The sequence below is a fragment of the Pseudomonas fluorescens genome, from assembly GCF_902498065.1.
GTDB lineage: Bacteria > Pseudomonadota > Gammaproteobacteria > Pseudomonadales > Pseudomonadaceae > Aquipseudomonas > Aquipseudomonas fluorescens_BJ.
This window is the reverse complement of the sequence record NZ_CABVIR010000004.1, coordinates 289,184-315,535: the sequence shown is the minus strand read 5'-3', so window position 1 is coordinate 315,535 and position 26,352 is coordinate 289,184. Positions and strand designations below refer to the sequence as shown.

At 60.6% G+C, this 26,352-nt stretch carries 23 protein-coding genes; 14 read left to right on the top strand and 9 right to left on the bottom strand.

Annotated elements, in window-relative coordinates; genetic code table 11:
• Nucleotides 1–121: 121 nt before the first annotated feature.
• Nucleotides 122–1,570, bottom strand: coding sequence for an aldehyde dehydrogenase family protein (locus tag F8N43_RS17370; protein WP_150631157.1), 1,449 nt, complete (start codon nucleotides 1,568–1,570; stop codon nucleotides 122–124).
• Nucleotides 1,567–3,204, bottom strand: a complete 1,638-nt coding sequence (locus tag F8N43_RS17365; RefSeq protein ID WP_150631158.1) for a 5-guanidino-2-oxopentanoate decarboxylase — start codon at nucleotides 3,202–3,204, stop codon at nucleotides 1,567–1,569. Before F8N43_RS17365 ends, F8N43_RS17370 begins: the two co-directional genes overlap by 4 nt.
• A 160-nt stretch (nucleotides 3,205–3,364) precedes the next feature.
• On the opposite strand from F8N43_RS17365, the gene F8N43_RS17360 reads away from it, so the two are divergent.
• Complete coding sequence (locus F8N43_RS17360) at nucleotides 3,365–4,246, top strand: LysR substrate-binding domain-containing protein (protein ID WP_150654084.1); 882 nt, start codon at nucleotides 3,365–3,367, stop codon at nucleotides 4,244–4,246.
• 94 nt (nucleotides 4,247–4,340) lie between these two features.
• On the opposite strand, the gene F8N43_RS17355 is transcribed toward F8N43_RS17360, so the two are convergent.
• Nucleotides 4,341–4,955, bottom strand: a complete 615-nt coding sequence (locus F8N43_RS17355; protein ID WP_150639451.1) for an NAD(P)-dependent oxidoreductase — start codon at nucleotides 4,953–4,955, stop codon at nucleotides 4,341–4,343.
• Nucleotides 4,956–4,996: 41 nt separating this feature from the next.
• On the bottom strand, nucleotides 4,997–5,875 hold the full coding sequence (locus tag F8N43_RS17350; protein ID WP_150631161.1) for an MBL fold metallo-hydrolase: 879 nt from the start codon (nucleotides 5,873–5,875) through the stop codon (nucleotides 4,997–4,999).
• Nucleotides 5,876–5,989: 114 nt separating this feature from the next.
• Between F8N43_RS17350 and F8N43_RS17345 the strand changes: the two genes are divergently transcribed.
• Both F8N43_RS17345 and F8N43_RS29340 read left to right on the top strand, forming a co-directional pair.
• Nucleotides 5,990–6,895, top strand: coding sequence for a LysR family transcriptional regulator (locus F8N43_RS17345; protein WP_224787835.1), 906 nt, complete (start codon nucleotides 5,990–5,992; stop codon nucleotides 6,893–6,895).
• A gap of 214 nt (nucleotides 6,896–7,109) precedes the next feature.
• Complete coding sequence (locus F8N43_RS29340; RefSeq protein WP_191623667.1) at nucleotides 7,110–7,286, top strand: hypothetical protein; 177 nt, start codon at nucleotides 7,110–7,112, stop codon at nucleotides 7,284–7,286.
• Nucleotides 7,287–7,295: 9 nt separating this feature from the next.
• Here F8N43_RS29340 and F8N43_RS17340 read toward each other — a convergent pair whose 3' ends face one another.
• On the bottom strand, nucleotides 7,296–8,192 hold the full coding sequence (locus tag F8N43_RS17340; protein WP_150631162.1) for a helix-turn-helix domain-containing protein: 897 nt from the start codon (nucleotides 8,190–8,192) through the stop codon (nucleotides 7,296–7,298).
• Nucleotides 8,193–8,380: 188 nt separating this feature from the next.
• Here F8N43_RS17340 and pobA point away from each other — a divergent pair, with 188 nt between their 5' ends.
• Nucleotides 8,381–9,565: a 4-hydroxybenzoate 3-monooxygenase gene (gene pobA, locus F8N43_RS17335; protein ID WP_191623668.1), complete on the top strand. Its 1,185-nt coding sequence runs from the start codon at nucleotides 8,381–8,383 to the stop codon at nucleotides 9,563–9,565.
• A 79-nt stretch (nucleotides 9,566–9,644) separates the two neighbouring features.
• Nucleotides 9,645–11,162: an MDR family MFS transporter gene (locus F8N43_RS17330; RefSeq protein ID WP_150631164.1), complete on the top strand. Its 1,518-nt coding sequence runs from the start codon at nucleotides 9,645–9,647 to the stop codon at nucleotides 11,160–11,162.
• Between the two features lie 47 nt (nucleotides 11,163–11,209).
• On the opposite strand, the gene F8N43_RS17325 is transcribed toward F8N43_RS17330, so the two are convergent.
• The 4 genes from F8N43_RS17325 to F8N43_RS17310 form a co-directional block, all read right to left on the bottom strand.
• A complete protein-coding gene (locus tag F8N43_RS17325) occupies nucleotides 11,210–12,058 on the bottom strand; it encodes a cache domain-containing protein (RefSeq protein WP_150631165.1) in 849 nt (282 codons plus the stop codon).
• A gap of 119 nt (nucleotides 12,059–12,177) precedes the next feature.
• A complete protein-coding gene (locus F8N43_RS17320) occupies nucleotides 12,178–13,053 on the bottom strand; it encodes an ATPase (RefSeq protein ID WP_150654083.1) in 876 nt (291 codons plus the stop codon).
• Nucleotides 13,054–13,161: 108 nt separating this feature from the next.
• Nucleotides 13,162–14,154: an NAD-dependent epimerase/dehydratase family protein gene (locus F8N43_RS17315; protein WP_150654082.1), complete on the bottom strand. Its 993-nt coding sequence runs from the start codon at nucleotides 14,152–14,154 to the stop codon at nucleotides 13,162–13,164.
• Nucleotides 14,155–14,208: 54 nt separating this feature from the next.
• A complete protein-coding gene (locus F8N43_RS17310) occupies nucleotides 14,209–15,102 on the bottom strand; it encodes a LysR family transcriptional regulator ArgP (RefSeq protein WP_150631168.1) in 894 nt (297 codons plus the stop codon).
• A gap of 96 nt (nucleotides 15,103–15,198) precedes the next feature.
• On the opposite strand from F8N43_RS17310, the gene F8N43_RS17305 reads away from it, so the two are divergent.
• The 9 genes from F8N43_RS17305 (at nucleotide 15,199) to F8N43_RS17260 (ending at nucleotide 26,341) form a co-directional block, all read left to right on the top strand.
• Nucleotides 15,199–15,600, top strand: coding sequence for an ACT domain-containing protein (locus F8N43_RS17305; protein WP_150654081.1), 402 nt, complete (start codon nucleotides 15,199–15,201; stop codon nucleotides 15,598–15,600).
• A 6-nt stretch (nucleotides 15,601–15,606) separates the two neighbouring features.
• Complete coding sequence (locus tag F8N43_RS17300) at nucleotides 15,607–16,209, top strand: LysE/ArgO family amino acid transporter (protein WP_150631170.1); 603 nt, start codon at nucleotides 15,607–15,609, stop codon at nucleotides 16,207–16,209.
• A gap of 175 nt (nucleotides 16,210–16,384) precedes the next feature.
• Nucleotides 16,385–16,981 (top strand): superoxide dismutase, encoded by a 597-nt coding sequence (locus F8N43_RS17295; RefSeq protein WP_008034365.1) that lies wholly within the window; start codon nucleotides 16,385–16,387, stop codon nucleotides 16,979–16,981.
• Between the two features lie 509 nt (nucleotides 16,982–17,490).
• Nucleotides 17,491–19,542 carry a putative bifunctional diguanylate cyclase/phosphodiesterase gene (locus tag F8N43_RS17290; protein WP_150631171.1) on the top strand — a complete coding sequence of 684 codons (2,052 nt, stop codon included), beginning with the start codon at nucleotides 17,491–17,493 and terminating at the stop codon, nucleotides 19,540–19,542.
• A gap of 189 nt (nucleotides 19,543–19,731) precedes the next feature.
• A complete protein-coding gene (locus tag F8N43_RS17285) occupies nucleotides 19,732–21,075 on the top strand; it encodes an imelysin family protein (protein ID WP_150654080.1) in 1,344 nt (447 codons plus the stop codon).
• Nucleotides 21,076–21,346: 271 nt separating this feature from the next.
• Nucleotides 21,347–22,774, top strand: coding sequence for a di-heme oxidoredictase family protein (locus F8N43_RS17280; RefSeq protein WP_150631173.1), 1,428 nt, complete (start codon nucleotides 21,347–21,349; stop codon nucleotides 22,772–22,774).
• 25 nt (nucleotides 22,775–22,799) lie between these two features.
• A complete protein-coding gene (locus tag F8N43_RS17275) occupies nucleotides 22,800–23,864 on the top strand; it encodes an imelysin family protein (RefSeq protein ID WP_150631174.1) in 1,065 nt (354 codons plus the stop codon).
• A gap of 14 nt (nucleotides 23,865–23,878) precedes the next feature.
• Nucleotides 23,879–24,979 (top strand): DUF1513 domain-containing protein, encoded by a 1,101-nt coding sequence (locus F8N43_RS17270; protein WP_150639455.1) that lies wholly within the window; start codon nucleotides 23,879–23,881, stop codon nucleotides 24,977–24,979.
• A gap of 213 nt (nucleotides 24,980–25,192) precedes the next feature.
• Nucleotides 25,193–26,341 (top strand): efflux RND transporter periplasmic adaptor subunit, encoded by a 1,149-nt coding sequence (locus tag F8N43_RS17260; RefSeq protein ID WP_150631177.1) that lies wholly within the window; start codon nucleotides 25,193–25,195, stop codon nucleotides 26,339–26,341.
• Nucleotides 26,342–26,352 lie beyond the last annotated feature (11 nt).

Genomic DNA, 26,352 nt, shown 5'->3' with positions numbered 1-26,352 from the left:
GCTGAACCAGTGAGTTCATCCTGAGGTCGTGCAAAAAAGCTGACTATCGATAAAAACTCATCGAAGCCATGACATCAGTGCATGCCTCGATACGAGGCATGCACTCACCTTTTTCGTGCCGTCAGACGGCGCGAATCACGTGTTTGATTTCCTGGAAAGCCTGCAAGCCCCACGGCCCCAGTTCGCGGCCGATGCTGCTCTGCTTGTAGCCACCCCAGGCGGTCTGCGGGAAGATCACTTGCGGCGCGTTGATCCACACAAGCCCCGCCTGCAAAGCGTTGGCGACCCGATCCGCCGCCTCGACATCACGCGTCACCACGCTGGCCACCAGGCCGAACTGGCTGTCGTTGGCCAGGGCAATCGCCTCGGCTTCGGAGGTGAAACTGCGCACGCAGATCACCGGGCCGAAAATCTCTTCACACCACAACGCACTGTCGAGGGGCACTTCGGTGAAAATTGTCGGCTGCAAAAAATAACCGCGTGGCAGATCTGCCGGACGATTGCCGCCGCAAATCAGCTTGGCGCCGATACTCAAGCCACGGTCGATGTGGCCGAGCACGCGCTGGTATTGCGCCTGGTTGACCAATGCGCCCATTTCCACGTTCGGGTCGAACGGGTCGGCCACGCGGATGGCTTCGGCGCGGGCCTTCAGGCGCAGGAGGAATTCGTCGGCCAGTTCATCGGCGACCAGCACACGGCTGGTGGCCGAGCACATTTGCCCGGCGTTGAAGAAACCACCGCCACAGGCCACTTCCACGGCCAGTTCGATGTCGGCATCGGCCAGCACCAGCAGCGAGGATTTACCGCCCAGTTCGAGGCTCACGCCCTTCACGGTTTCGGCGGCGCGTTGCATCACCTGCACACCGACCGCATTGCTGCCGGTGAAGGAAATCTTGGCGATGCGCGGGTCTGCCGACATTGGCGCGCCGACCGCCAGACCAGTGCCGCAGACCACGTTGAACACGCCCTTTGGCAAACCAGAGTCAGCGATGATCGCCGCCAGCTCCAGCTCCGGCAGCGGCGTCACTTCAGAGGGCTTGAGCACCACACAGCAACCGGCGGCCAGGGCCGGCGCAAGTTTCCAGGCAGTGGTGACCATCGGGAAATTCCACGGCACGATCAGGCCGACTACACCCGCAGGTTCACGTCGCACACGGGCACTGAAGTCGTCGGTCGGCAGCTCGACGTTGCTGTCTTGCTTGGCATCGAGGCCTTCGGCCAGGCCGGCGTAGTACTCGAATGTGGCGATCACGTCATCGACGTCGATGGCCGCTTCGAACAGCGGCTTGCCATTGTTGCTCGACTGCAAATGCATCAATTGCTCGCGACCGGCCTGTACGCCGGCGGCGATGTTGCGCAGGATCGCGCCACGCTCTGCGCCGGTGGTTTGCGACCAGGCCTTGAAGGCTTCGGTCGCTGCGTTTGCCGCTTGGTCAACCGCGCTTGCATCGCCGCCATTCACGGTGGTCAGCAGCGCTTCAGTGGCCGGGTTGATCACACGCAGGTGTTCGCTGCCGGCCAACCATTTTCCGTCAATGAACAGACCGTCGAGGGTGGTGGGAAAAGTCATTTCGACACCGCCTTCATCCACTGGGTCTGATCGATTTCAATCAGGGTCGGGCCCTGACGATCGGCGGCGATGCGCAAGGCGCTGCGCAGTTGATCGACGCCGTTGACCGCTTCGGCCGCACAGCCCAATGCCTTGGCGACCCCGATGAAGTCCGGGGTATAGATGTCCACGCCGACCGGTTCGATGGCGCGGTTGACCATGTATTTCTTGATCTCTTCGTAGCCTTGGTTGTTCCACAGCAGGACGATCACCGGGGTACGCGCTTCAACGGCGCTGGCCAGTTCCGGCAGGGTGAATTGCAGGCCACCGTCGCCGATCAGGCACACCACCGGAGGACGCGCGCCGTTTTCAGCGCTGCCGCCAAGCCAGGCGCCAATCGCCGCAGGCAAGGCGTAACCGAGGGTGCCGTAGCCGGTGGACGAGTTGAACCAGCGACGCGGGCGTTCCGGGTTGAAGGTCAGGTTGCCGGTGTACACCGGTTGGGTCGAATCGCCGACGAACACGGCGTCCGGCAATTCGTGCAGGACGGTTTCGAGGAAACGGGTCTGGGCCAGGGTCGGCGCGTCCCAAGTGGCGGCGAGGTCTTCGCGCAAGCGCGCGGCGCGGACCTGGCCCCAATCGTTTTGGCGCTCGGCCAGCGATTTGTGAGACAGCGCGCCCAGCAAGGCTTGTGCTGCGTTACGCGAGTCGGCCACCAAGGCGACCTTCGGCGGGTAGTTGCGCACGGTCTGGTCAGGGTCGATGTCCACGCGCAGCAGCACGCCTGGGATTTCGAAACCGCCGGCGAAGGTGACGTCGTAGTCGGTCTCGGCCAGTTCGGTGCCAATGGCCAAAACAACGTCGGCCTCGGCCACCAGTGCGCGGGTTGCGACCAGGCTTTGGGTCGAACCGATCAACAGCGGATGGCCGGATTCGAGCATGCCTTTGGCATTGATGGTCAGCGCCACCGGCGCGTCGAGCAGTTCGGCCAGTTCAGTCAATTCGGCAGCGGCATCGATGGCACCGCCACCGGCCAGAATCAGCGGACGCCTGGCGCCGGCGAGCAGCTCGGTCATGCGGCTGATCGCGCTGGGCGAAGCGCCGGCGCGGTCGATGTTGACCGGCAGGCTGCTGAGCAGGTCATCGGCCTCTTCGACCAGCACGTCCAGGGGAATTTCGATGTGCACCGGACGCGGGCGACCGGCCTGGAACAGCGCGAAAGCGCGGGCCAGGACGCCCGGCAACTCGGACGCCGACATCAGCGTGTGGGAGAACGCTGCCACGCCGCCGACCAAGGCGCTCTGGTTCGGCAGTTCATGGAGCTTGCCGCGACCGCCACCCAACTGGTTGCGAGTCTGCACACTGGAGATCACCAGCATCGGGATCGAATCGGCGTAGGCCTGACCCATGGCGGTGGTGATGTTGGTCATGCCCGGACCGGTGATGATGAAGCACACACCCGGTTTTCCGCTGGTGCGTGCATAACCGTCAGCCATGAAACCGGCGCCCTGTTCGTGACGCGGAGTGACGTGGTTGATGCTCGAACGGGCCAGCCCGCGATACAGCTCCACGGTGTGAACCCCGGGGATGCCGAACACCTGCTCGACCCCGTAATCTTCGAGTAACTTGACCAATACTTCGCCGCACGTCGCCATGTCTTTTGCCCTTTTTGTTCGTTTGAGACGCCGGGCCTGCGCAGTGTTTATGATGAGCGGGCAGGTCCAGGGATGGCCTCATTGGAACGGGCGACACGTAGCCGCAACAATGGATAAAAAGTCATACTAGCCATGTCCTCACGTCATACCTTGGATCCCAATGAAACGATTGCCTCCCCTGCCGGCGCTGTACACTTTTCTGATCACCGCGCAGTGCTGCAACTTCACCCGTGCGGCCGAACAGCTGTTCATCACCCAGGGCGCGGTGAGTCGGCAGATCGCCGGGCTGGAAGAGCATCTGGGTTATGAGCTGTTCATTCGCCAGGCCCGCGGCTTGGATTTGACCGCTGAAGGACGGGAGTGGCTGCCACGGGTGCAGCAGATTTTCGGCCTGATCGACGAGGCGGTGGAGCAGATCGGTGAGAAGCGCGAAACCCTGCAACTCAAGGCGCCGACCTGTGTGATGCGCTGGTTGTTGCCGCGCCTTTTACAGTGGCAACGGGAGCGTCCGGATGTGCCGGTGGAGTTGACCACCACGGTCAAGCACGGCGTGGATTTTCATCGCGAGCAATTCGATGCGGCGGTGATGTATGGCGCGCCGCCGGACAGTGCGTTGACGTCTTATCTGCTGTTCGATGAGCAACTGACCCCGGTGTGTTCACGACCGATGCTGGAAGGCCCGACGGCCTTGCAGGCACCCGCGGATCTGCAACAGCATTTGCTGCTGCACCCGACGCGGGATGAGCGCGACTGGAATGCCTGGTTGAAAGCGGCGGACCTTCATTTGAGCAATGTCAGCAAAGGCCAGCACTTCGAAACCCTGGACTTGGCGATGTCGATGGCATCCCAAGGGACGGGTGTGGCGATTGGCGATTGGTCGTTGATTGGCGACGACCTGAGCGCCGGGCGACTGGTCATGCCGTTTGAATTGAAGGTAAAAACCGGGTTGGCGTATTACCTGGTTTTCCCGGAGAAACCCGCGCCTTCACCGAAGTTGCGCGAGTTGATGGGGTGGTTGGTCGAGCAGGCCCAGAGTCGGTGACGGCCCAAAAGCATCGCCGGCAAGCCGGCTCCTACCAGGTTTATGTTGTCCCCCTGTAGGAACTGGCTTGCCGGCGAAGGTATAAGCCGCGCCATCAATACCCGACAGTAAACCGCTGACGGGAGTGCTTCGGCGTCTCAACTTCGTCCAGCATCGCAATCGCATAATCAGCAAACGTAATCCAGCTGCGCCCCGCCCCGCTCACCAGCAAATCATCCTTGCCGATTCGAAACGACCCCGTGCGATCACCTTCGATGAACTCCGCAGAGGGCGACACAAAGGTCCAGTCCAGATCTTTTTCCTTACGCAGGTTCTCCAGGAATTGAGCACCGGCACTGGCCTCGGTTTTGTACTCTTCAGGAAAACCTTTGCTGTCGATAACGCGAGTACCGTCCGGCAGCAACAGCGAACCCGCCCCGCCGACCACCAACAGACGTTTCACCCCGGCCTGTTTCAACGGCCCGATGACGGCGCTGGCAGGCAGGGTCGCGAAGTGCGCGGCGCTGATCACCACGTCATGACCCGCGATTGCCGCTTGCAGCGCTTGGGCATCGAGGGCGTCAACGTTCTTGTTGACCACCCCGGCACGCTGGCCGATTTTCGACGTATCGCGAGCGATGGCCGTAACGCTATGACCACGACGCAGGGCTTCTTCCAACAATTGGCTGCCGGCACGGCCGGTGGCACCGATGATTGCGATGTTGCTCATGACGTTCTCCAGTGTGGATCAGTGTGAGTGGGTCAATCGGGTTACCACTTCATCTCGCCCTTGGCGACTTTGGCGCTCAGCTCCAGCGAGCTTTCTTCGCCCAGCTTCGGGTAGCGTTTTTTCATCGCGGCGATCAGCGCGGCAGCGTCTTTGGCCTTGGCGGTTTCTTCGTCGAAGGCCTTGATGTAATCGGCAGTGAACTGCACGGCAGCCAGGGAACGGGCGCTCTCACCAAGGTAGTGACCCGGCACGATGGTGTGCGGTTTCAGGGTTTCGATGGAATGCAGCGTAGCCAGCCAATCAGCGTGGGACTGAGCGGTTTGGGTATCGGCCATCCACACGTGAATGTTTTCTGCGACGACTACGCCACCGACCACTGCCTTGATCGACGGGATCCACACAAAGGTGCGATCCGGTTGCCGGCCATCAAGACCGACTACCTGCAGCTTCTGCCCTTCGAGCATCAGGCTGTCGCCCTTGAGCACGCCCGGCACGATGGTTTTGGCCGGCACGTCGGCGCCCATTTTCGGTCCCCAGAACGCCAGTTTGCCGTCGACGGTTTGCTTGATGTGGTCCACGGTCGGCTGCGAGGCGAGCACTTTGGCATCGGGGAACGCGGCGGTCAGGGTGTCGAGGCCGAAGTAGTAATCCGGGTCACCGTGGCTGATGTAAATGGTGGTCAGTTGCTTGCCACTGGCGCGAATTTTTTCCACCACTTGCTCGGCCTGGGACTTGCCGAATTGCGCGTCCACCAGAATCGCGTCCTTGTCGCCGCTGACCAGCACCGACGTCACCGGGAAGATCGCTTTCTCGCCGGGGTTATAAACATCCAGCGTCAGCGTCGATGCCGCCGCGTGGGCCGCGAAACCAAGGGTAGCCGTGGCCAGCAAAATACGCTTGAGGGAAGTGAAACCGATCATCTGTTGCTCCGTTGTCCGAGTGCCATGCTTGGCGATGGAACAGAGCTTAGTTGCCTGACTCAGTACAAAAAATGCGATGCTGGAACATAGTTTGTTTCTGAAAGCGGGCAAATCATGGATCGTCTACAAGCAATGCGCGTATTCGTCACAGTGGTCGACCTCGGCAGCCAGTCGGCCGCCGCCGATCATCTGGACCTGTCGCGGCCGGTGGTTTCGCGGTATCTGGCGGAACTGGAAGACTGGGTCGGCGCACGCCTGATGCATCGCACTACACGTAAATTGAGCCTGACCGCTGCCGGCAGTGAAATACTGCCGCGCTGTCGGCAGATGCTCGACCTGTCCACGGACATGCAAGCAGCCGTCAGCGAACCGGACGATGCACCGCGTGGCCTGCTGCGAATCAGCGTCAGCACCTCGTTCGGCCAGGCGCAATTGGCCGATGCGATGGCCGCCTACGTCAAGCGTTACCCCGGCGTCAGCATCGACCTGCAGATGCTCGACCGCACGGTGAACCTGGTGGATGAGCGCATCGATCTGGCGATTCGCACCAGCAATGACCTGGACCCGAACCTCATTGCGCGGCGGCTGACGGTCTGCCGCTCGGTGATCTGCGCTTCTCCCGCCTACCTGCAAGAACACCCGACGCCAATACAGGTGGAAGACCTGAGCCAGCACAACTGCCTGACTCATTCCTACTTCGGCAAAAGTCTGTGGCATTTCGAACAGGACGGCGAACCGGTCTCGGTGCCGGTGCAGGGCAACATCAGCGCCAATGAAGCCAGTACGCTGCTACGCGCAACGATCGCCGGCGCCGGGGTGGCGATGCTGCCGAGTTATCAGGCGGGTGTGCATATCCACAGCGGCGAACTGATCCGCCTGCTGCCCCAGGTCGAACCGCGCCAGATGAACATCTACGCGGTGTATGCCTCACGCAAACACATGCCGGCGGCGCTGCGCAGCGTGCTGGATTTTCTGGTGCTCAGATTCCCCGAAGAACCCGCGTGGGATATCGGACTTTAAGAGGCCCCTGTGGGAGCGGGCTTGCCCGCGATAGCGATCTATCAGTCACATCATTGCTGACAGGAAGGCCGTCATCGCGGGCAAGCCAGCTGCCACAGGGAACATCAGTGTTCTGAATGTCGGGATACATGCGCAGAACGCGTGACTGGCAACTCACTGCCGCTGACCTATGCTGAAAGGAGTACCGAAGGGTATTCGTTCAGAGGTCAACGCCATGAACACGAAAACAAGAAGATACCTCGCCATTTTCATCACCTGCGCGGCGACGCTGGCGCTGTACGGCACCGCGGCCTGGCGCGTCGAGCAGTTGCGAAACCTGCCCCGTGAGTACGCGAGTTGTAATTTCGAGCGTTGCATTCCCCACAACGCCACCCTCAACGCCCTCCGATAACGACGAAGATCAGGCCTCGTTGTCCTGATCGGCCTTCAAGCGGTCGCGGAACGCCTTGGGCGAGATTCCCACACGACGCCGGAACAGGCGCGTGAAGTTGGTCGGATCGGAAAACCCCAACACATCGGACATTTCGTAAATGGTCATGCTGGTGTAAGTCAGCAAACGCTTGGCCTCCAGCAATTGCCGCTCGTGCATGATCTGCAACGCCGGTTGCCCCGCCAGTTCACGGCACGTGCCGTTGAGGTGCGACACCGAAATGCCCAAGCGATGCGCCAGATCTTCGACCTTGACGTGCTGACGATAGGTCTCTTCCACCAGTTGAATAAATCCGTTGAGATATTCCCGCGCGCGCTGCGGTCGCTGAGTGGCCGAGCGACGCTGCAGCACCTGCCGGCTGACCCACACCATGATCACGCTGACCAGCGAATGCATGAGCATTTCCCGGGCCGGTTGATGGCCGGTGTATTCGTTTTGCAACGCAGAAAACAAACTGTTGAGGTACTCACCGTCATTGCCGGCCGGATAACTTTCGGCCTGCGCCAGGGCGTTCACCGAGTTGCCCAGTTGCGCCTGAAGATGGGCGACCAGCGGCGCTGCCAGCGTCAGGACGAATCCTTCGACATCCTCGGAAAAACGATAACCGTGCACCGATAACGGCGGCAGGACCAGGATCGCCGGTTCGTTCAGCTGCGTGCGTTTGCCTTCGATTTCAAGCTCTGCCTGACCTTTGAACACGAAGAGCAACTGGCACAAATCGGCGTGGCGGTGGGGTTTGATTTCCCACTGATGTTCGCGGCTGCGTTTGGAGATGGTTTCGCAGTGCAACAAGTCCGGGGTCGGCCAGTCCAGGCTTTCACCATAGAGCTTGAACACCGGTATCGAAGGCAGGGCAGGCTTGTTCATAACTTCAATCCAGGCCTCGGAAGGTGGCGGGCGATAATCGCACCGATTGGCAGAATGTACAGCTATCGGCTCAGTTTTCACCTTCAATTGACAGACCCGCAAGTGAAAAATGCAAGCACTCGATCCATAAAAATAATTCACCGACTCTGGTCGTGTGGAGCTTGCGAGTCCTAAAAACAATGAAAACGCTGAAAACCCAAATCGCTATCATCGGTGCCGGTCCGTCTGGTTTGCTGCTCGGTCAATTACTGCACAACGCCGGTATCGACACCCTCATCCTCGAACGCCAGACCCCGGACTATGTGCTCGGGCGAATCCGCGCCGGTGTCCTCGAACAAGGCATGGTAGAGCTGCTGCGTCAGGCCGGTGTCGGCCAGCGCATGGACGCCGAAGGGCTGGTTCACGGCGGCTTCGAACTGGCCCTCGACGGGCGTCAGGTACACATCGATCTGCAAGCCTTGACCGGGGGCAAAACCGTGATGATCTACGGGCAGACCGAGGTCACCCGTGACTTGATGGCCGCTCGTCGGGAGGCCGGTGCGCAGACGATTTACGAAGCCGTCAACGTCGTACCCCACGGCATGAAATCCGATGAAGCCTACGTGACGTTCGAAAAGGACGGCGAAACCTTTCGGCTCGATTGCGACTACATCGCCGGTTGCGACGGTTTTCATGGTGTGGCGCGGCAATCGATTCCCGCCGAGCAACTGAAGGTCTTCGAACGGGTTTATCCATTCGGCTGGCTGGGGATTCTCGCGGACACGCCACCGGTTCACGATGAGTTGGTCTACGCCCGTCACGAACGCGGTTTTGCCCTGTGCAGCATGCGCTCGGCGACCCGAACCCGGTATTACCTTCAGGTGCCTGCTGACGAACACGTTGAGAATTGGTCCGATCAGCGTTTCTGGGATGAGCTCAAATCCCGGCTGCCTGCTGCGTTGGCCGAGTCTTTGGTGACCGGGCCGTCCATCGAAAAAAGCATCGCGCCGTTGCGCAGTTTCGTGGTCGAACCGATGCAATACGGCCGGATGTTTCTGGTCGGCGACGCTGCTCACATCGTCCCGCCGACCGGCGCCAAAGGCCTGAACCTGGCGGCCAGTGACGTCAGTACATTATTCAATATCCTGCTGAAGGTTTACCGCGAGGGCCGCGTCGACTTGCTGGAAAAATACTCCGAGGTCTGTCTGCGCCGGGTCTGGAAAGCCGAACGGTTTTCCTGGTGGATGACCTCGATGTTGCATCGCTTTGACGATCACGACGAGTTCAGCCAACGCATCAGTGAGTCGGAGCTGGACTACTTCGTCAGCTCTGAGGCGGGTCGAAAAACCATTGCAGAAAATTATGTCGGGCTTCCTTATGAGGCTATCGAATAGCCTGCTACCGACTTACACTGGCGAGCATCCCCGCTCGCCATTACCTCTTGCGGGACTTTCACTGCCCGCAGGTTCCAACGTGACCAATCTCAACCAGCCTGACACGCCTAAACCGGCCATTCGCAGCGTGCTGATCGCCCTGATGCTGGCGATTTTTCTCGGCGCGCTGGACCAGACCATTGTCGCCGTATCGATGCCGGCCATTTCCGCACAGTTCAAGGATGTCAGCCTGTTGGCCTGGGTGATTTCCGGCTACATGGTGGCAATGACCGTGGCGGTGCCGATCTACGGCAAACTCGGCGACCTGTACGGTCGGCGCACGTTGATGCTGTTCGGCATGGGGCTGTTCACGATAGCTTCGTTGTTCTGCGGCATGGCCCAGAGCATGGAGCAACTGGTATTGGCGCGCATTCTTCAGGGCATTGGCGCCGGCGGGATGATTTCAGTCAGCCAGGCGATCATCGGCGACATCGTGCCACCCCGCGAACGGGGTCGCTATCAAGGTTATTTCAGCAGCATGTACGCGGTGGCCAGCGTGGCCGGTCCGGTGCTCGGCGGTTACATGACCGAATACCTGTCGTGGCGCTGGGTGTTCCTGATTAACCTGCCGCTGGGTCTGGGCGCGTGGCTGGTGGCCAATCGCACGTTGGTGGGGCTGCCCGTACCGCAGCGCAAGCCGATCATCGATTACCTTGGCACGCTGCTGATGATAATCGGTCTGACGGCCTTGTTGCTCGGTATCACCCAGGTCGGCCAGGGCCACTCGTGGCGCAGCGCCGAGGTGTTGGGTTTGCTCGGCTGTGCGGTGGTGGTCCTGGCCTTGTTCGTCCGACATGAGCGCCGTGCGCGGGAGCCGTTGCTGCCCATGCACCTGTTCGCCAACCGCAATGCGATCCTGTGCTGGTGCACGATTTTCTTCACCAGTTTCCAGGCGATTTCGTTGATTGTGCTGATGCCGCTGCGCTTCCAGAGCGTGACGGGCGCCGGAGCGGATAGCGCCGCGCTGCACCTGTTGCCACTGGCCATGGGTTTGCCGATCGGTGCGTATTTCGCCGGGCGCCGGACCTCGGTGACAGGGCGCTATAAACCGATGATCCTCGCGGGCGCCCTCCTCATGCCGATCGCCATTCTCGGGATGGCATTCAGCCCGCCACAGGCCGTGGTGCTCAGCAGTCTGTTCATGGTGCTCAGCGGGATCGCCTCCGGCATGCAGTTCCCGACGTCATTGGTCGGGACGCAGAACTCCGTGGAACAACGGGACATCGGCGTGGCGACCAGCACCACCAACCTGTTCCGCTCCCTGGGCGGCGCGGTGGGCGTGGCGTTGATGTCGGCGCTGTTGCTGGCGTTACTGCAAGACTCGAGTTTCGCCCATCTGGCCGGCTCGACGCTGATTGCCGAGGGCAGCTCGGGGAACGTCTTGCTGGACGGCCTGAACGCCGCGCCGGGGGATGCACAGAACGCCTTGCGCGCCGAGCTGCTGCTGACCTTCCGGCATTTGTTGATGGTCAGTGCCGCGGTGTCGTTGCTGGGGTTGGCGGCGGCGATTGCCATGCCGAACCGGGTGTTGCGGGGGCGGGAGGACAAGGCTCGATAGATACACCGAGTCGCCTGCTCGCGATGGCGGTCTGTCAGTCACCACCATCAAGGGCTGTAATACCCGACCGCCACCAGAAAATGCCCGACCTTCTTCAGGTACGCATGCTTGTCCTCGACCTTGCCGGTCACCGGGTTTTTCCACCGATATTCATATTCGCCAGAATCCTGCTTGGCGATCAACGCCAGGATCGGCTCGCCCACCGGCTTGCCTTCAGGGTCCTTGATCTTGCCGAAATCGGTATTGATCAGCCGCAGGTTGGTACCGTGGGCGACATAGCGCTGGGTGTCCAGATCGACGACAAACACATACAGGTCATCCTGCAAGTAACCGCCCTTCAGCGAGTTGATCGCCGTGAGCGTACCCTTCTCGTCCTTGGCCAGATCGGTCGCCGCTTTGTTCAGTAACGCCATCGCCTGCTCCGCCGACGCCCGTGGCAAGTAGTAACCCACCGCCAGAATCCGCTGGCCGACCCGTTGATAGAACACATGCTTGCGTTCGACCTTTCCGTCGGACCAGTTCTGCCAGCGATATTCCGCCTGCTGAATGCCATTGCCCTCCGGCACCTTCAACGCGTCCTTGAAGGCCTTTTGCAAATCCGGCCCGAGCACATCCGACACATCACGCCCGATCAACGCCGACGAAGGCCCACCGCTGGCGAGCATCACGCCGTTGGTATCGAGCACGAATACGTAGCGGTCCTTGTCGACAAACTCGCCCTGTCGGCTGAAGGCCGCGAACGCCTTGTCACCGTTGTCGTGGTAATAGGCCAGGGCTTTTTCCAGCAAGGCGATGGCAGCCTTGCTGTCGTCCTTTTCGGTGCCGGCAGCCTGAACCTGCCCCATACACAGCAACAGCATCGCGCCCAGCAGGGCCAACCTGTGCAAAAACCCCATTGCGCATCCCTCGTTCTTGTCAGTGTTTCAAGAGCGTAGACGGCAATGGGGCATGTATGGATATTCAGCGAACCGCAGTCTGCAAAATGGTATTGCAGCGAATTACCGCGTCCTCACCCTCAAGGCCTGGCACGCAACTGCTGCTGCAAGTTCTGAATCTGCGCCTGCAGGGTGTTGATGTTGCGGGTGACCGAAGCACGGAAAGCGTCGAACTCGGCGGTGTTGGACGAGGCAGGCCCGGCGGCCGGGCGGTTGTCCTGCTCGCTTTTGAGCACGATCATGTCCTGTTCCAGACGCTCGATCGCGGCGCTCGGGTTGCCTTGTTTTTTCAGCGCAACGATGTCGGCGCCGAGGCTTTTCAGCTGTGCGTCGAATTTTTCAGTGTCCGCCGGCGCGCTTTTCAGGGCGGCCAGTTCGCTGCTCAGGGCTTTGACCTGGGCCTGCAATTGCGTGTTGGCGGTCTGGTGCTCGGTGTTCTGGGCGGTGGCTTGCGCCAGGCGCTTGTCCAGATCGGCGGTTTGCGCGGTCATTTGCGCCAGACGCTTGTCCAGGTCCGAAGTCTGGCCGACAACGCCTTGCTGCTGCTTGCTCTGGTCCTGGAGTTTGCTTTCCAGCTGCTTGATTTGCAGTTTCAGCGCTTCGCTGTCGCTGGTGACGTTGGTCTGGCTGGCGACGACCTTGCCAGAAATGTCCTGCAAGCGCCCCGCAGCGTCCTCACTGATCCGCGCGAAACTTTCCTGGGTGGCCACCAGTTGCTGTTCCATCAGCGAGATCTGCTGAAAGCTCCACCAGGCAAGGCCAGCGAACGCAAAGAACAAGGCGCCGACCAGTGCCCACAACGGGCCGGAGCTGGCAGCTTTGACCTTGACCACCGGCGGCGTGCGCGAATGCACGGCGGTGCGGGCGGTGGGCACAAAGTCATCGTCATCGAGGCTGTCGGCACGCAGGCTCGGTACATCGTCGAAGTCGTCGTTGGCATCGTTACGCATGGACATTGAGTCAACCTTTGTGGAACGCGGTGATGGCTTGATGCGGCGAAGTATAAACCCGTCGGCCGCATCGATTGACCCTGAACCTCACTCTCCGTTCAGTAACGGGATTTGTCAGTGAATGCCCTGAGCCTTCCACCAGCCGCAGAATTCGTCGAGGGCGGTCCACAGACTGACCTTCGGGTCGTAATCCAGATAATGCCGCGCGCGACTGATGTCCAGGGTGAAATTTTTGTTCATGACCTGCATGCCCAGGCGCGACAAGGTCGGTTCGGGGCGACCCGGCCACAGCTTGCAAGCGCCCTCGTTGAGCGCCGCCACGGCGTAAGCCAAGCCGTAGGAGCGGTAGCGGGTCACCTGTGGGACGTCCATTTTGCGCATGACGTAATTGACCACATCCCACAACGGAATCGGCGCGCCGTTGCTGATGTTGTAGGCCTTGCCCAAGGCTGAATCACTGGCCAGCAAGCTGCTGAGCAAGGCTTCGTTGAGGTTTTGCACGCTGGTGAAATCGACCTTGTTCAAGCCGTTACCGATGATTGCCAGGCGACCTTTGTGTTGCATTTTCAGCAATCGCGGGAAGATGCTCATGTCGCCGGCACCGGTCACGAAACGCGGGCGCAAGGCCAGGGTTTCAAGGCCGAACTCCTGGGCGCCGAAGACCTTTTGCTCGGCCAGGAATTTGGTCGCGGCGTAGGGATGCTTGAAGCGCTTGGGCACCTGTTCTTCGGTCAATCCGAGGTGATCGCGGCCGTCAAAGTAGATCGACGGCGAGGACAAATGCACCAGTCGTCGCACCCGTTGTTTCAGGCAGGCTTCGACCACGTTTTCGGTGACCTGCACGTTGCCCTGATGAAAGTCCTGATAGCGCCCCCACACGCCGACAGCCCCGGCGCAATGCACCACGGCTTCGACATCGGAACACAGGTCGCGTGCCAGTTGCGGGTCACTCAAGTCGCCCGCAATGAACTCGGCGCCACGGCGCACCAGGTGTTCGACGCTTTCGGCCCGGCGACCGTTGACCCGTACATCCAGGCCCTGCTCCAGGGCGAAACGCGCAAAGCGCCCGCCAATGAAGCCGCTTGCGCCGGTGACCAGAATCTTCATGTAGTGCTCCGAATATTTCGTTTTGCGTAGTGCGTGAGGTCTTGACGCTGCCGGTCAGGTCAACGGCACCAGCCATTGCCTCGACGAGCGCACCAATTGATCGGTCAGCAACCCCAGCAACTGACCGCCATTGCGCCAATGATGCCAGTACAGCGGCACATCGATGGGCTTATCTGGCAAAAGCTCCACCAGAACACCGCGTTCAAGTTGCTCGCGCACCTGCAATTCCGGCACCAGTCCCCAGCCGAGACCGGCCTCCGTCAGGCGAATGAAGCCTTCGGATGATGGGCATAAATGGTGTTCGAAACCGCCGTCGACGCCGAGGGAAGCGAGGTAGCGATGCTGTAGGAAATCGTCCGGGCCAAACACCAATGCCGGCGTTTTCGACAACTGTTCGGCGCGAACGCCGTGCGGAAAATGCCGGGCGATGAACGCCGGGCTGGCCAGTGCGCGATATCGCATGGCGCCCAACAGGACGCTGCGCGCCCCGGCCACCGGACGTTCGCTGGCACAGACACACGCGGCCACTTCGCCTGCACGCATGCGTTTGAGGCCGACGGTCTGGTCTTCGACCACCAGATCCAGCAACAGATGTTGTTCGGCGCAAAAGTCACCGACCGCTTCGGCCCACCAGGTGGCGAGGCTGTCGGCATTCAGGGCGATGCGCAGACGTTCCGGCAGACCTTCTTCATCCAGCGCAGGGACCAGCGTCTGCAGATCGCGCTCCAGCAAGCGAACTTGCTGCACGTGGTTGAGCAAGCGCCGACCGATTTCCGTCGGCGCGGGCGGCGTAACCCGCACCAGCACCGGCTGGCCGACCCGCGCTTCCAGCAATTTGATGCGCTGCGAGATCGCCGATTGCGACAACCCGAGCACCTGCGCGGCACGTTCGAAACCGGCCTGCTCAACCACCGCAGCCAAGGCAGACAGCAATTTATAGTCGAACATCAGTTTTCCTAATGAGCGATCAGCATGATTGGTTTTTCTTATACAGGTTAGCAGCAGAGAATGCCCGGCAAGAACTCTTGAACAAGGATTACCGACATGGCTGGCGAAACTTCATTGGCCACATTGCTACGCAGCATGAGCCCGCAACTCAACGCAGGCGAATACGTGTTCTGCACCCTGCGTGACGGTCAGTTGCCATCGGGCCTCGAAATTGTCGGCAGCTTTCGCGAGCAGGAAGGTCTGACGGTGATTCTGCAACGTTCCCACGCTGAACAGGCCGGTTTCAGCTTCGACTACGTCGCAGCCTGGATCACCCTCAACGTGCATTCGGCCCTGGACGCCGTAGGCCTGACCGCCGCGTTCGCCACCGCGTTGGGTCAGGCCGGAATCAGCTGCAACGTGATCGCCGGTTACTTCCACGATCATTTATTTGTCGGCCTGGCCGATGCCGAACGCGCCCTGCAAGTGCTTCGGGATCTGGCAGCCAACGCGGAGTAAAAACTTATGTGGCAAAGCTATGTGAACGGCCTGTTGGTGGCCGCGGGGCTGATCATGGCGATCGGTACTCAGAATGCGTTTGTACTGGCCCAGAGCCTGCGACGTGAACATCACCTGCCGGTGGCGGCGCTCTGCGTGACGTGCGACGCGTTGCTGGTGGCGGCCGGTGTATTCGGTCTGGCGACCGTGCTGGCGCAAAACCCGACTTTATTGGCCATCGCTCGTTGGGGTGGTGCGGCGTTTCTGCTGTGGTACGGCAGCCTCGCACTGCGTCGGGCCTGCTCGAAGCAAAGTCTGCAACAAGGTGAAAACCAGACAGTACGTTCGCTGCGCGCGGTGATGCTCAGCGCCCTGGCGGTGACCTTGCTCAACCCGCACGTTTATCTGGATACCGTGTTGCTGATTGGCTCTCTCGGTGCGCAACAAACCGAGCCCGGGGCTTATGTCGTGGGCGCGGCCAGTGCGTCGTTGCTGTGGTTCTTCACGTTGGCGCTGGGCGCTGCATGGCTGGCGCCGTGGCTGGCTCGTCCGAGCACTTGGCGGATTCTGGATCTGTTGGTCGCCGTGATGATGTTCACCGTGGCTGGCCAACTGATCATCGCTTCCTGATATTCCAAAAGGCTCTGGAACCTCTATTCCACACAGTTGTTGCGTGGTTATGCCGCACCCCCGGTGCTATGATCCGGTTCGATGCGCCGCAAAGAGTACAAACTCCCCGGCGCTTGTATGGCCGCCCGTGATCGGCCTTGCGCTCACCGCAACTGACCTGATTAGGAGAATCATCATGGCTTTCGAATTGCCGCCGCTGCCTTATGCACACGATGCCCTGCAGCCGCACATTTCCAAGGAAACTCTGGAATACCACCACGACAAGCACCACAACACCTACGTCGTGAACCTGAACAACCTGGTGCCAGGCACCGAGTTCGAAGGCAAGACTCTGGAAGAAATCGTCAAGTCTTCCTCGGGCGGTATCTTCAACAACGCCGCTCAAGTCTGGAACCACACTTTCTACTGGAACTGCCTGGCGCCAAACGCCGGCGGTCAACCAACCGGCGCACTGGCTGAAGCCATCAATGCTTCCTTCGGTTCGTTCGACAAGTTCAAGGAAGAGTTCAGCAAGACTTCCATCGGCACTTTCGGTTCCGGTTGGGGCTGGCTGGTGAAAAAGGCTGACGGTTCCCTGGCCCTGGCCAGCACCATCGGCGCCGGCAACCCGCTGACCAACGGCGACACCCCGCTGCTGACCTGCGATGTCTGGGAACACGCTTACTACATCGACTACCGCAACGTTCGTCCGAAATACGTCGAAGCGTTCTGGAACCTGGTCAACTGGAAATTCGTGGCTGAGCAGTTCGAAGGTAAAACCTTTACTGCTTAAGATCGACGCCAGTCAAAAAACCCGGCTTTTGCCGGGTTTTTTTTGGGTTCCAGAACCCCTACAGAATTCGAGTACAACCGAAAAATATCTCTCGGGTATTGGGCCGCCATCGCTGGCAAGCCAGCTCCCACAGGGACTGAGGTGAGCCTGTGAAATCAGGTCGGCTGTCAGGCCGTCATCGCCGGCAAGCTGGTCTCGCTCCCACAATTGAAAGGTGCACATCAGCAGAAAGCAGGCCGATTTCCCACAATGAAACCAGCCATCAGCCCCTTGCCCCAACGCCACAGACGTCTAACATCAACCAAAAGGAAAATATGTCCAAATCCCCCTCAAGTTGAAGGACTCGACTACCGACACAGTACTAATAGGGCAATGACTCCAGGCAACAGCATTTCGGCCAACCCCACAGGCAAATTCCCCTGTGTTCGATTGTCCCTTTGACTGCCATCACCGGATTGCCAATACTCATGGCAACTTGATGCTACCTGCACGGAACAAGGAATGACTCTTTGAAGCTGGAACTCAAGAACAGCTTGTCGGTAAAGTTGCTCCGGGTCGTGCTCCTGTCGGCATTGATCGTCGGCGTGGTCTTGAGCTGCGCGCAGATCGTTTTCGATGCCTATAAAACACGCCAGGCCGTGGCCGGCGATGCCCAGCGCATCCTCGACATGTTCCGCGACCCCTCGACCCAGGCCGTCTACAGCCTGGACCGGGAGATGGGCATGCAGGTGATTGAAGGCCTGTTTCAGGACGACGCCGTACGCCAGGCCTCCATCGGTCACCCCAATGAAGCCATGCTGGCGCAAAAGTCCCGCGAGTTGCAGCAATCCAACAGCCGCTGGCTGACCGACCTGATCCTCGGCAAGGAACGCACCTTCACCACTCAACTGGTGGGTCGCGGCCCCTACAGCGAGTACTACGGCGACCTGAGCATCACCCTCGACACCGCCACCTACGGGCAAGGGTTCATCGTCAGCTCGGTGATCATCTTCATTTCCGGGGTATTGCGCGCCCTCGCCATGGGACTGGTGTTGTATCTGGTCTACCACTGGCTGCTGACCAAACCGCTGTCGCGGATCATCGAGCACCTGACCGAAATCAACCCGGACCGCCCCAGCGCGCACAAGATTCCACAGATCAGGGGCCACGAGAAAAACGAACTGGGCATCTGGATCAACACTGCCAACCAGTTGCTCGAATCCATCGAGCGCAACACTCACCTGCGCCACGAAGCGGAAAACAGTCTGCTGCGCATGGCCCAGTACGACTTCCTCACCGGCCTGCCGAACCGCCAGCAATTGCAACAGCAACTGGACAAGATCCTCGTCGACGCCGGCAAACTGCAACGTCGGGTCGCGGTGTTGTGCGTCGGACTCGATGACTTCAAGGGCATCAACGAACAGTTCAGCTATCAGACCGGCGACCAGCTGCTGCTGGCGCTGGCCGATCGCCTGCGAGCCCACAGTGGTCGACTCGGCGCTCTCGCCCGCCTCGGCGGCGATCAGTTCGCACTGGTTCAGGCCGATATCGAACAACCCTACGAAGCTGCCGAACTGGCACAAAGCATTCTCGATGACCTGGAAGCGGCATTTGCCCTCGATCATCAAGAGATTCGCCTGCGCGCCACCATCGGCATCACGCTGTTCCCCGAGGATGGCGACAGCACCGAGAAGCTGCTGCAAAAAGCCGAGCAGACCATGACCCTGGCCAAGACTCGCTCGCGCAACCGTTATCAGTTCTATATCGCCAGTGTCGACACCGAGATGCGTCGCCGTCGTGAACTGGAAAAGGACCTGCGCGACGCCTTGGTTCGCGACCAGTTCTACCTCGTCTACCAACCGCAGATCAGCTACCGCGATCATCGGGTGGTGGGCGTCGAGGCATTGATTCGCTGGCAACATCCCGAACATGGGCTGGTACCGCCGGACCTGTTCATCCCGCTGGCCGAGCAGAACGGCACCATCATTGCCATTGGCGAATGGGTGCTGGATCAGGCCTGTAAACAGTTGCGCGACTGGCATGACCAGGGCTTCACCGACCTGCGCATGGCGGTGAACCTGTCCACGGTGCAGTTACACCACGCCGAACTGCCACGGGTGGTCAACAACCTGTTGCAAATGTACCGCCTGCCACCGCGCAGCCTGGAGCTGGAAGTCACCGAAACCGGCCTGATGGAAGACATCAGCACCGCCGCCCAGCATCTGCTGAGCCTGCGTAGATCCGGCGCGTTGATTGCCATCGACGACTTCGGCACCGGTTACTCATCGCTGAGTTACCTGAAAAGCCTGCCGCTGGACAAGATCAAAATCGACAAGAGCTTCGTACAGGATCTGCTCGATGACGACGACGATGCGACCATCGTTCGGGCGATCATTCAGCTGGGCAAGAGCCTTGGCATGCAGGTCATTGCCGAAGGCGTGGAAACCGTCGAGCAAGAGGCCTACATCATTTCCGAAGGCTGCCACGAAGGTCAGGGCTACTTTTACAGCAAACCCCTGCCGGCACGAGAACTGGGCGCCTATCTGAAACAGGCTCAGCGCAGCAATGCCGCAATCTTGTAGGAGCGAGCCTGCTCGTTCCTACAGAGTGAAACGAGGCGGCGATCTTTTGATCCACGGCATAACCGTTGGCTGAATAAGAAATATTTCCAAGCACAACCCTTTACAGATAATGCGAAAGATTTGCATTATGTCGCAGCTTTGCGCCCTCGTTGCGCTATTCCACCCCCTTCTCGAAGCAGGATGTTCGCCATGATTCGTATGCCTCTGGCTACCGCCAGTCTGTTGGCCATCGCTATTTCCCTCGCCGGTTGTGGCGAAGGCAAAGACAAAGCTGCCGCTCCAGCGCCTACGCCAGCCGCTACTACCACGGCCCCGGCTGCTGCGCCTGCTGCTGCCGGCAAAGTCGACGAAGCCTCTGCCAAAGCCGTTGTCGCGCATTACGCCGACATCGTCTTCGCCGTTTACAGCGATGCCGAATCCACCGCGAAAACCCTACAAACCGCTGTCGATACCTTCCTCGCGAAGCCAAACGCCGACACCCTGAAAGCCGCCAAGGCTGCCTGGGTCGCTGCTCGCGTTCCGTACCTGCAGAGCGAAGTGTTCCGCTTCGGCAACACCATCATCGACGACTGGGAAGGTCAGGTGAACGCCTGGCCACTGGATGAAGGCCTGATCGACTACGTCGACAAATCCTACGAGCACGCACTGGGTAACCCGGGCGCAACCGCCAACATCATCGCCAACACTGAAGTTCAGGTCGGCGAAGACAAGATCGACGTGAAAGACATCACCCCGGAAAAACTCGCCAGCCTGAACGAGCTGGGTGGTTCCGAGGCCAACGTCGCGACCGGCTACCACGCCATCGAATTCCTGCTCTGGGGCCAGGACCTGAACGGCACCGGCCCTGGCGCCGGCAACCGTCCTGCTTCCGATTACCTGGAAGGCAAAGGCGCCACCGGCGGTCACAACGATCGTCGTCGCGCTTACCTGAAATCCGTGACTCAGCTGCTGGTCAGCGACCTGGAAGAAATGGTCGGCAACTGGAAGCCGAACGTGGCCGACAACTACCGCGCCACCCTGGAAGCAGAACCGGTGGATTCCGGCCTGCGCAAAATGCTGTTCGGCATGGGCAGCTTGTCCCTGGGCGAACTGGCGGGCGAGCGTATGAAGGTTTCCCTGGAAGCCAACTCCCCTGAAGACGAACACGACTGCTTCAGCGACAACACCCACAACTCGCAGTTCTACGATGCCAAGGGCATTCGTAACGTGTACCTGGGCGAATACACTCGTGTCGACGGCACCAAAATGACCGGTGCCAGCCTGTCCTCCCTGGTGGCCAAGGCTGACCCGGCGGCCGACACCGCGCTGAAAGCCGACCTGGCTGCAACCGAAGCCAAGATGCAGGTCATCGTCGATCACGCCAACAAGGGTGAGCACTACGACCAACTGATCGCCGCCGGCAACACCGCTGGCAACCAGATCGTTCGTGACGCCATCGCTTCGCTGGTCAAGCAGACCGGTTCGATCGAAGCCGCCGCTGGCAAACTGGGCATCAGCGACCTGAACCCGGACAACGCTGATCACGAGTTCTGATCAACGCTGGCTGAGTGATTCAAGAGGCGACCTCCGGGTCGCCTTTTTCATGCGCGATATTTGGGGTGATGCCAATGGCCTCATCGCGGGCAAGCCAAGCGCCCACAGGTTCGATGCAAAACCCTGTGGGAGCGGGCTTGCCCGCGATAGCCGCGCCCCGACCTCATGTGAAACCCTGCCCCACATCAACCAAACGATAATTCCTCTTATTCAATCTCCCCTGCCCTGTTAGACTTTGCGCCCTTGTTTTGCTCGTCATGCAGGATGTCTGATGCCCTCGCTGCCTCTTCGCTTGTCCGCACTGTTTCTGGCCCTGGGCCTGAGTGCCTGCGATGACGCCCCGCGTTTTACCCAGGCCGAACCCGGTGAAGCCCGGTCCGGTGGCGCAGCGACCGTGCGCAAGACCGATCAGAACGCCTTCTCCCTGCCCTCCGCCAATCTGCCGCCGTCACGGCGTGTGGACTTCAGCGTCGGCAACAGCTTCTTCCGCAACCCCTGGGTGATCGCCCCGTCGACCACCACCGCCCGGGATGGCCTCGGCCCGTTGTTCAACACCAATGCTTGCCAGAACTGCCACATCAAGGACGGTCGCGGTCATCCGCCCACGCCTGATGCGGCCAACGCGGTGTCGATGCTGGTGCGCCTGTCGATTCCCGACGCGCCGCAATACGCCAGCGTCATCGAGCAGCTCGGTGTCGTGCCGGAGCCGGTCTACGGCGGCCAGTTCCAGGACATGTCGGTGCCCGGCGTGGCCCCCGAAGGCAAAGTTCGGGTCGACTACACGCCGGTACCGGTGCGCTTCAAGGACGGCACCGAGGTCGAGTTGCGCAAACCGACCTTGCAGATGACTCAGCTCAACTACGGCCCGATGCACCCGGACACGCGTTTCTCGGCGCGCATCGCCCCGCCGATGATTGGCCTCGGCCTGCTCGAGGCGATCCCGGAAGAAGCGCTCCTCGCCAATGCCGCCGCGCAGGCCAGAGAAAAAAACGGCATCAATGGCCGGCCGAATCAGGTCTGGGACGACGCGCAACAGAAAACGGTCGTTGGGCGATTCGGCTGGAAAGCCGGGCAACCCAACCTTAATCAACAGAACGTCCACGCGTTTTCCGGTGATATGGGCCTGACCACGAGCCTGAGACCGATCGATGACTGCACCGACGCGCAAACCGCCTGCAAACAGGCGCCGAATGGCAACGGCCCGGACGGCGAACCGGAAGTCAGCGACAACATCCTGCGCCTGGTGCTGTTCTATAGCCGCAACCTCGCCGTCCCGGCACGCCGCGATGTCGGCACGCCTGAAGTGCTGGCCGGCAAGAATCTGTTTTACCAGGCCGGATGCCAGTCCTGTCACACACCGAAATACACCACCGCCGCCAACGCCGCGGAACCCGAGTTGGCCAATCAAGTGATTCGCCCGTACAGCGATCTGCTGCTGCACGACATGGGCGAAGGTCTGGCCGACAACCGCAGCGAATTCCGGGCCAGCGGCCGCGACTGGCGTACGCCGCCGTTGTGGGGCATCGGCCTGACGCAGGCCGTCAGTGGCCACACCCAATTCTTGCATGACGGCCGCGCCCGAAATCTGCTCGAAGCCGTGCTTTGGCATGGCGGCGAAGCAAAAGCGGCCCAGCAACAGGTTTTGTCTTTCAATGCCGAGCAGCGCGCTGCGTTGCTGGCATTTTTGAATTCCCTTTAAACGTATTCCTTAGCGGGAGCCCAACATGTTCCGTCCCAAGCTGTTGTTCACCAGCCTTGCCGCACTCGCCCTCGGCGCTTGCTCACCGCAGGATCCGCAGGCCGTTACCTCGGCCGCCATCGCCAAGTCGGTGATCCTGCCGACCTACACGCGCTGGGTTGAAGCCGACCGCCAGTTGGCCGTCAGTGCGCTGGCCTATTGCGAAGGCAAGGAAAACCTCGACACCGCCCGCGCCGATTTCCTGCATGCGCAGAAAGCCTGGGCCGAGTTGCAGCCGTTGCTGATCGGGCCGCTGGCCGAGGGCAACCGTGCCTGGCAAGTGCAGTTCTGGCCGGACAAGAAGAACCTCGTCGGCCGTCAGGTCGAGCAACTGGTCAGCGCCCAACCCCAGATCGATGCCGCTGCCCTGGCCAACTCCAGCGTTGTGGTCCAGGGTCTCTCGGCCTACGAATACATCTTGTTCGACAGCAAGCCTGACGTGGCCAACGACGCGCAGAAAGCCAAATACTGTCCACTGCTCAAAGCCATTGGCGAACGGCAGAAACAGCTGGCCGAAGACATTCTGAAAAGCTGGAACAACACCGACGGCATGCTCGCGCAGATGAGCAAATTCCCGAACCAGCGCTACGCCGATTCCCACGAAGCGATCGCCGATTTGCTGCGTGTACAGGTCACCGCGCTCGACACCCTGAAGAAGAAACTCGGCACGCCGATGGGCCGCCAGAGCAAGGGTGTGCCGCAACCGTTCCAGGCCGATGCATGGCGTAGCCAGTCGTCCCTGGCCGGCCTTGAAGCCAGCCTCGCCGCCGCCAAAACGGTCTGGGAAGGCGTCGACAACAAAGGCCTGCGCGGCTTGTTGCCAAGCGAGCAGAAACCCTTGGCCGACAAGATCGACGCCGCTTACGCCGCGTCCTTGAAACTGTTCGCCAGCAACCAGCGCTCGCTGACCGAGATGCTCAACGACGACGCCGGTCGCCAGCAGCTCAACGATATCTACGACAGCCTCAACGTCGTCCACCGCCTGCACGAAGGCGAGCTGGCCAAGGCGCTGGGCATCCAACTGGGCTTCAACGCCAACGACGGCGACTGATGAGGGTGACTGCCATGCTGCGACGACAGGCTCTGACGTTAGGTAGTTTGCTGCTGGGAGCAGTGACACTGGGCGGCTGGACGCTGTTCAAGCAAAAGGACAAGAGCCCGCTGCTGCTGTCGGCGCGGGACGATGGCGATGGCAAGCACTACGCCGTCGGTTATCGGCTGGACGGCACGCAGGTGTTCGCCACCCAGGTCGGCCAGCGTTGCCACGACATCATCAACCACCCGACGCGGCCGATCGCGCTGTTCGTTGCCCGGCGTCCAGGCACCGAAAGCTACCTGATCGACCTGCGCGACGGCACGTTGCTGCAAACCGTGGTCTCGCAGCCGAACCGGCATTTCTACGGTCATGCGGTGATTCACCAGAGCGGCGACTGGCTGTACGCCACCGAGAACGACACGTCCGATCCCGGTCGTGGCTTGCTGGGTGTGTATAAGTTCGAAGGCGAGCGTCTGGTGCACAGCGGCGAGATGTCGACCCACGGCATCGGCCCGCATCAGGTGTCGTGGATGCCCGATGGCGAAACCCTGGTGGTGGCCAACGGCGGCATCCGCACCGAGGCTGAAAGTCGGGTCGAGATGAACCTCGACGCCATGGAGCCGAGCCTGGTGCTGATGCAACGCGACGGTACGCTGCTGAGCAAGGAAACCCTCGCCCAGCCAATGAACAGCGTGCGGCATCTGGGGATCGCCAGCGACGGCACCATCGTCGCCGGTCAGCAATTCATGGGCCCTTCCCACGAATCTTCGGAACTGTTGGCCATCAAGCGGCCCGGTCAACCGTTCGTGGCATTTCCGGTGCCGGAGCATCAGTTGCAGGCCATGGGGCATTACACCGCCAGCGTCGCGGTGCACAGTGATTTGCGGCTGGTCGCGTTGACCGCGCCCCGGGGCAATCGCTTTTTCATCTGGGACCTGGACAGCGGTGAAGTGCGCCTGGATGCGCCGCTTCCCGATTGCGCAGGGGTCGGTGCGGTGGCCGACGGGTTCGTCGTGACGTCGGGACAAGGCCGATGCCGGTACTACGATTGCCGCCAGACAAACCTTGTTGCAAACCCCCTCGAACTGCCTGCGGGGCTCTGGGATAACCACCTGCATTTGATGGCGTAATGGAGCAGTTGCTTCAGCAAACGCATTCCCCCTGTAGGAGCTGGCTTGCCAGCGATGGCGATCTGAAAATCACCGCAATAGCTTAAGGCCCCATCGCCGGCAAGCCGGCTCCTACAGGATGGGGAAACCCCGAAAACATCGATTGGAATACCCTGTGCACTCGGAGTAATGTGCCCGACTGTCTCGCCTGATTTTCTCCAAGGAAGTGGAAATATGCTGCGTCGCCGCATGCTGATCATGTTGGGTGTTGTTCTGCTGATCGTGCTGGTCCTGGCCGGTTATAAAGCCTTCTCCATCTACACGATGATTCAAGGCTTCTCCGCGCCTAAACCGCCCATAAGCGTTGCCGTGGCCACGGCCATCGAACGGCCCTGGCAAGCCCGCCTGCCTACCGTCGGCACGCTCACGGCGCTGCAAGGCGTGGACCTGAGCCTGGAGACCGACGGCACCGTCATCGATTTGCAGTTCGAGTCAGGGCAGAAGGTCAAGGCCGGCCAACCCCTCCTGCGTCTCGACAGCGCCGTGGAAACTGCCTTGCTGGAAACCGCCCAGGCCGACCTCGGGCTGGCCCAGCTCGATTACGGTCGCGGTAGCCAACTGGTGGGCAGCCAGGCCATTTCCAAAGGCGAATTCGACCGACTTTCGGCGGTGCTGAAAAAGAGCAAAGCGACGGTCAATCAACTCAAGGCTGCGCTCGGCAAAAAAAGCATCGTCGCGCCCTTCAGCGGGACCATCGGCATTCGCCAGGTGGACGTTGGCGACTATCTTGCCAGCGGCACCATGATTGCCACTCTGCAAGACCTCAGCAGTCTCTACGTCGACTTTTTCGTGCCCGAGCAGTCGGTGCCGAAGGTCGCCATCGGCCAGCCGGTTGAAATCATCGTCGCGGCCTACCCGGCGCAGACTTTCCCCGGCACCATCAGCGCGATCAATCCGAAACTCGAGAACAGCACGCGCAACATGCAGGTCCGCGCGACCCTGGCCAACCCCGACGGCAAACTGTTGCCGGGCATGTTCGCCAGCCTGCAGGTGATGTTGCCCGACCCGCAGCCGCGCATCGTTGTGCCGGAAAGTGCGATCACGTACACGCTGTACGGCAATTCGCTGTACGTCGTCGCGCAGAAAAAAACCGAAGACGGCCAGGTGGAAAAAGATGCCAAGGGTGAACCCATCCTGATCGCCGAACGTCGCTTCATCGAAACCGGCGAACGCCGCGACGGTGTGGTGGTGATCACCAAAGGTGTGCAGAACGGCGAAAAAGTGGTCACGGCTGGCCAGATCAAACTGGACAACGGTGCACACATTGCCATCAGCGACGACAAGACCCTAGCCGAGAAGAACAGCCCGCCGCGCGCGGACTGATCAAGGAATCC